General features: G+C 76.7%; 3 protein-coding genes. 2 read left to right on the plus strand and 1 reads right to left on the minus strand.

What is annotated here, in order from left to right; translation table 11 throughout:
* Positions 1-356 precede the first annotated feature (356 nt).
* Positions 357-1181 (plus strand): NAD-dependent epimerase/dehydratase family protein, encoded by an 825-nt coding sequence (locus G5C65_RS28800; RefSeq protein ID WP_165301972.1) that lies wholly within the window; start codon positions 357-359, stop codon positions 1179-1181.
* Between the two features lie 147 nt (positions 1182-1328).
* Here the strand turns inward: G5C65_RS28800 and G5C65_RS28805 are convergent, their stop codons facing one another.
* Positions 1329-4502: a BTAD domain-containing putative transcriptional regulator gene (locus tag G5C65_RS28805; protein ID WP_165301973.1), complete on the minus strand. Its 3174-nt coding sequence runs from the start codon at positions 4500-4502 to the stop codon at positions 1329-1331.
* 350 nt (positions 4503-4852) lie between these two features.
* On the opposite strand from G5C65_RS28805, the gene G5C65_RS28810 reads away from it, so the two are divergent.
* Positions 4853-6498 (plus strand): AAA family ATPase (locus tag G5C65_RS28810; RefSeq protein ID WP_165301974.1); only part of this gene is annotated, 1646 nt, incomplete at its 3' end.

Genomic DNA, 6498 nt, shown 5'->3' on the forward strand with positions numbered 1-6498 from the left:
TGGGGCGGGCGGGGCGGGCTGGGCGGCGAGGACGGCATGCAGCGCTCCTTGGCGGGCCGCGGTGGAACGAGGGCCGGAGCCACGCCGTGCGCCACGGAAGAGCGCCGGTCCCCCACCCCACCCGGCCGTACACGTTTCTGATCTGTGTCTACATCTCTGAACGCTGCCACGCTAAGGCAGCGCCTCCGCGCCGGTCAAGGGAGAATTCCCGCACGAGAGGGCCGATTTCACCCCCGCGTTCACCCCAGAGTTCACCCCCGAGTTCACCCCCGCGCGATGGCGGTCTTGACGGAGATCGGGCGGCTCCCTAGCGTCTCCCCATATATGAATGACAGCCACGGATGAGGACTGAGCTGATGCCCGCACCGCGCACCGTCCTGCTCACAGGCGCCGCAGGCGGCGTCGGCACCCTGATGCGCGAGCTGCTGCCGGCGTACGGATACGAGCTGCGGCTGCTCGACGTCCAGCCGGTGCCGGGCGAGCCCGGGGCGCTCACCCTCGACCTGGGCGGGACGGACCCGGCGGCGCGGGAGGCGCTGCGCGCCGCCGTGCGCGGCGTGGACGCGGTCGTCCATCTCGCGGGGATCTCGCTGGAGTCGTCGTTCGAGAAGATCCTGCGCGCCAACATCCAGGGCACCCAGCAGCTGTACGAGGCCGTGCGCGAGGAAGGGGTGCCCCGCGTCGTGTTCGCCTCCTCCAACCACACGGTCGGCTTCACGCCCGTGCCCGGCGCGGACGAGCCGCGGATGTCCGTCGACGCGCCGCGCCGCCCCGACACCTTCTACGGGCTCTCCAAGTGCTTCGGCGAGGACCTCGCCCAGCTCTACTGGGATCTGCACGGCGTGGAGACCGTCTCCGTCCGCATCGGCTCGTGCTTCCCCGAGCCGACCAGCGTGCGCATGCTGTCCGTGTGGATGAGCCCGGACGACGGCGCCCGGCTCCTGCACGCGGCGCTCACCGCCGAGGACGTCGGCCACACCGTCGTCTACGGCTCCTCCGCCAACACCCGCCTGTGGTGGGACCTCTCCTCCGCCCGCGCCCTCGGCTACGCCCCGCGGGACGACTCCGAGGTGTACGCGGCGAAGCTCGTCGCCGAGCACGGCGAGCTGGATACCGGCGCGCCGGATCAGGCCCACGTGGGCGGCCACTTCTGCACCAACCCGCCCATCTGGCCCCACTGACCTCCCGCACCCGGCATCCGGGCGCCGGGCAGGGGCTGCCCCTGCCGGTGCGCCGCGGGCTGCGGGTGGCTCTGCGGTTGCGCGCGCAGTTCCCCGCGCCCCTTCGGGCGCTCCGTTTGCGGGGCGCTCCGTTTGCGGGGCGCTCGGTCAGGCCGGGCGGGGTTGTCCGGGGGCTCCCTCTCTGGCCCAGAGGCTGTCCAGCAGGGCGCGCAGCGTGGTGGCGCAGTGCACCAGGTCCTCCGGGTGCCCGCCCGGGGGGCGGGACCACCTGTCGTGCAGCGTCTCGGGCTTGATGGTGGCCAGCGCCGTCAGCGCGTCGCTCTCCAGCAGCCGCATGCGCAGCCCGCGGGCGAGGGCGAGGGCGCGCCGCCCGTGCTCCTCGGCCTCCCCCGCCGCGCCCGACGCGGCGAGCGCGCCGGCCAGGCCGGCCATGGCGCCGACCACGCCCCTGCGGTACCGGACCTCGCGCGCGGCGCCCAGCGCCCGCCGGTAGTGCTCCGCCGCGCGCTCGGGGTGCCCCAGCGTCAGCAGGGCGCGCGCGACGGCGGAGAGGCACTCGCTCGCCACCCGCGGGTCACCGCTCGCGTCGACCCGCCGCAGCGCCCGTCCCACCTGGTCCAGCGCCGCGCCGGGGCGGCCCGCGTCCGCGTGCAGGGCGCCCAGGAACGCCAGTGCCAGCGCCTCCGCCTGCGAGAAGGCGTACTCCTGGCCGCCCGCCAGCGCCTGCGTCAGATGCTCGTACGCCGCGTCCAGCTGGCCGAGGCGGTGCAGCACCCGGCCGCGGTGCAGCAGCAGATACAGCTCGCAGTGCAGGGCTCCCGTCCGCCGGGCGGCGTCCAGGCCCCAGTCGAAGTGGCGCAGCGCGAGGCGGGGCGCGCCCAGGTCGTAGTGCACCAGGCCGAGGCCGCGCAGCGCGCGGGTCTCCTCCAGCGGGAGCCCCGCGCTCCGGGCCGTCTCGACCGCTGCCGCCAGGCTGGCGCTCGCCTCCAGGAGCGAGCCCAGGGCCCACTGCAGGAACCCCCGTTCGACGGCGGCGGCTGCCTCGGCCTCCCGTAACCCCTGGCGCGCGGCCCCCTCCAGCACCCGCGAGCAGTGGTCCAGCGCCTCCTCGTAGTGCCCGAGCCCGACGCACGCCTGGGCCACGGCGGTCTCCATCAGCGTTTCGGCCGCCCGGTCCCCGGCGCGCCGGGCCGCGTCCAGGCCGGACTGCGCAGCGGCGCGCCACTCGGTGCCGAACGGGCGCAGCCGGAAGAACCCGCGCAGCGCGTCCACCAGGCCCCACGCCAGCGGGTGCGGGCCGTGGCGGGCCGCGTGGTGGACGGCCGCGAGCAGGTTGGCGCGCTCCTCCTCCAGGCAGCGCAGCGCGTCGGCGACGGACACGGGCGGATCGGCGTCGCCGCGGTCGCCCACCGGGGCGCACGGGGCCGGGCCGGGCACCCCGAACTGCCGGGAGGCGGAGACCACCAGCTCCAGATAGCGGTCGAACAGCCGGTGCAGCGCGGCCGTGCACCGCCCGGGGTCCTCCTCGGCGGCCAGCCGGTCGGCGGCGTAGGAGCGCAGCGGCTCGCGCAGCTCGTACCGGCCGGGGGCGCGGGGGTGCACCAGGTGCCTCTCGACGAGCTCGTCCAGCAGCCACCGGGCGCGGTGGGTGGAGACGTCGCACAGCACGGCGGCCGCGCGCGCGTCCACGTCCGGGCCCGGCACCAGGCTCATCCGGCGGAACAGCCGCCGGGCCGGCGCGGACAGGGTGCGCAGCGACAGGTCGAACGCCTCCCGCAGCACATGGTGCTGCCCGGTGAACAGGGTGCGGGCCGCCATCGGCCCCTCCTGCGCCAGCTCGGCGACGGCCTCGCCGATCGCGGACTCGGGCGCCTGGGCCAGGTTGGCGGCGGCGGCGCGCATCGCCAGCGGCATCCGGCCGCACAGCCGCGCCAGGTCCAGCGCCGCCTCCGGCTCGGCCGCCACCCGCTCCGCGCCCAGCACGCTCCGCAGCAGCGCCAGCGCGTCCCCGGGCGGCAGCACGTCCAGGGTGAGGCAGTGCGCGCCCTCGTGCGCCGCGAGGCCCGGCAGCCGGCCGCGCGCGGTCACCACGACCAGGCAGCCGGGGCTGCCCGGCAGCAGCGGGCGCACCTGCGCGGAGTCGGCCGCGTCGTCCAGCAGGACGATCATCCGGCGCGCCGCCAGCAGGGAGCGGTACTGCGCGGCCTGTTCGTCGACGGTGCGCGGCACGTCGCCCGGCGGCACGCCCAGCGAGCCGAGCAGCCGGGGCAGCGCCTCGCCCGGCTCCATCGGGCCGCGGTGGGCGTCGTGCGCGTTCAGCGGGAGATACAGCTGGCCGTCCGGGAACTGGTCGATCAGGTCGGACGCCCAGCGCACCGCGAGCGCCGACTTCCCCATCCCGGGGCCGCCGACCACGGCGACGATGGACGAGCCCGCGCTGCGGAACTCCGAGGGGCCGACGGAGTGGCCGATCCGGTTCAGCCGCGCCAGGTCGGCGCCGCGCCCGGCGAAGTCCCGTACGCCGTGCGGGAGCTGGGCGGGGACCGGGGGCGTGTGCTCCGGGGTGCGCACGAGCCGCGTCCCCCCGGCGGGCGGCGGGCCGTCGCGGCGCAGCGCCGGGTCGCCGCGCAGCGCCGGGTCGCTGCGCAGGATGCGCTCGTGCAGCTCGCGGCTCTCCGGGCCGGGGTCGATGCCCAGCTCGGTGGCCAGCATCCGCCGGGTGCGCTCGTAGTGCTCCAGGGCGACGGCGGACTGGCCGGAGCGGTAGAGGGCGGTCATCAGGTTGCGCAGCAGCACCTCGTCCAGCGGGTGGGCCGCGCTCATCTCCTCCAGCTCCCCGAGCAGTTGGGCGTGCCGTCCCAGCCGCAGCTCCGCCGCGTGGCACTCCGCCAGCACAGTGCGGCGCTCGCGCTCCAGGGCCTCGCGCACCCCGTCCAGCCACGGGCTGGACAGATCGCGGAACGCCGGTCCGCGCCACAGGGCCAGGGCCTGGCGCAGCTCAGCGGCCGTGCGCTGGTCGTCCGCTGCCGCGCGGGCGCGGGCCACCGTCCGCCGGAACCGGTGCAGATCCACCGCCTCCGGGCGCAGCCGCAGCGTGTAGCCGCCGGACTGACGGCCCAGCCGCGGGCGGCCGGAGTCCTCCGGGAGCGCTTCGAGGCCGCGCCGGAGCTGGGCGACATAGCCGTAGAGCACGTTGCGCACCGTGGACGGGGGGTGGTCGCCCCACACCCGGTCGATGAGCTGCCCGACCGGAACGGGCTGGTTGGCCTCCATCACCAGCGCGGCCAGGACGCAGCGCCGCTTGGCGTGTCCGAGTTCCACGGTCCGGCCGGCCCATCGCAGCTCGATCGGCCCAAGGACGAGAAACTCCGCAGACACCTCGCAAGCCCCCCAGGCAGCACTGGTGATCAGATACGCGGCGCGGAATTCCCCGCGGTCACCGGCTCCGTTCGCCGCGTCCGGCATATTTCGAACCTTGAGTCTAAGCGTGCCACGGCTCGCCCGCATCTATGCCGAATGAGCTGTCCACGGCGGCGCGGCCCGGGAATTCCAGGTTTCTTCCACGCCTGGTCCACGTTCCGCGCGCAGGGTGGAAACGGCGCCTCCCCGCTGTGTCCGGTTCCTTCCCGACCCCGTCGCCCACGGGCAAGCCGTCAGTTGAGGAGTCCCCTATGCGGACCGACCACCCTGTACGAACCGACCGCCCCGTACGAACCGACCACCGGCGCCTGCTCGAACGCGAGGCGGAGTGCGCCGCGGCGGACGCCGCGCTCGCCCGCGCCCGGCGCGGCCACGGCCAGCTGCTGGTCTGCGAGGGGCCGCCCGGCGCCGGCAAGTCCGCGTTCCTCGCCGATGTCCGGGCGCGTGCCGAGGAGCAGCGGGCCCTGGTGCTGCAGGCGCGGTCGGCGGAGTTCGAGCGGTGGTTCCCGTTCGGCGTGGTACGCCAGATGTTCGAGCCCTGGGCCGCCACGGCCCCGGAGGAGGAGCGGCGCGCGGTGCTCTCCGGCCCCGCCGCGACGGCCGGCCCACTGCTCGGGACGCGCCCCGCGCGGGACGCCGGCCCGGAGCCCGGCGGGGCGCCGTACTCCCTGCTGAACGGGCTGTTCTGGATGAGCAGGAACCTGGCCGGCCGCCACCCCCTGGTCATCACCGTGGACGACCTGCAGTGGGCCGACGAGCCGTCGCTGCGCTTCGTGAACTATCTGGCGGGCCGGCTGGAGGGCTGCCGGATCGCGGTCGTCGTCGCGACCCGCACCGAGGCCCGGCACCCCGGCGAGCGGGGCGCGCTGCTCGCCGGGGTACTCGGGGCCGCGCGGGCACGGGTGCGCACACTCGCCCCGCTGAGTGCGGACGCCGCCCGCGAGCTGGCCGCCGACACCCTGCGCGTCCCGCCGAGCGAGGACTTCGTCCGCGCCTGCCATGACGCCACCGGGGGGAACCCGTTCCTGCTGGGCGAGTTACTGCGGGAGGTGGCCGCGCACGGGCTCGGCCCGGCCGACGGCCCCGCCGCGTACGCCGTGCGCTCGCTGGCGCCCGCCGCCGTGGAGCGCCGGGTGGACGACCGGCTGCGCCGGCTGCCCGAGGCAGCGGCCCGCTTCGCGCGGGCCGTCGCGGTGCTGGGCCCGGACGCCGGGCACCGGCCCAGCGCGGCCGTCGCGGGCCTGGACGGCGAGACGGCGGCCGAGGCGGCGGGCGCGCTCGTGGACGCGGGGCTGCTGGAGGCCGGGGCCCGGGACGAGGGCAGCCGGTACGCCTTCGTCCACCCGATCGAGCGCACGGCGGTGTACGAGGGGCTCGCGTGGCAGGACCGCAACCGGGCGCACGCGCGGGCGGCGCGCACGCTCGCCGCCGACGGGGCGCCCGCCGACCGCGTGGCCCCCCATCTGCTGGCGCTCCCCCCGTCGGGCGAGCCGTGGGTGGTCGAGGTGCTGCGCGAGGCCGGCCGGGACGCGCTCGCCCGCGGCGCCGCCGACCGCGCGGCCCGCTTCCTGCGCCGGGCCCTCGTCGAGCCCCCGGCCGCCGAAGCACGCGCCGAGGTGCTCAGGGAGCTGGGCACGGCGGAGCTGCGCTGCTGCCGCCCGGCCGCCATCGGACACCTGACCGACGCGCTCGCGCTCGCCCCGGGGCCGCGGGAGCGCGGCGTCGCGGCGGTCGGCCTCGGTATCGCCCTGACCAGCATCGGACGCCACGACGAGGCGATGGAGCTGCTCGAACGGGTCAGCGGCGAGCTGGAGTCCGTGGACACCGGCCTCTACGTCCGGCTGCAGACCCTGCTGCTCTTCACCGCCCGGATGCGCGCCGCCACCCGCCCCCTCGC

It is taken from the genome of Streptomyces boncukensis, assembly GCF_011045075.1.
In the GTDB taxonomy this organism is placed as follows: Bacteria; Actinomycetota; Actinomycetes; order Streptomycetales; family Streptomycetaceae; genus Streptomyces; species Streptomyces boncukensis.

Excerpts from the sequence above, each read along its gene's own strand:
- G5C65_RS28800 (WP_165301972.1), top strand. The coding sequence starts at position 357 with ATGCCCGCACCGCGCACCGTCCTGCTCACAGGCGCCGCAGGCGGCGTC.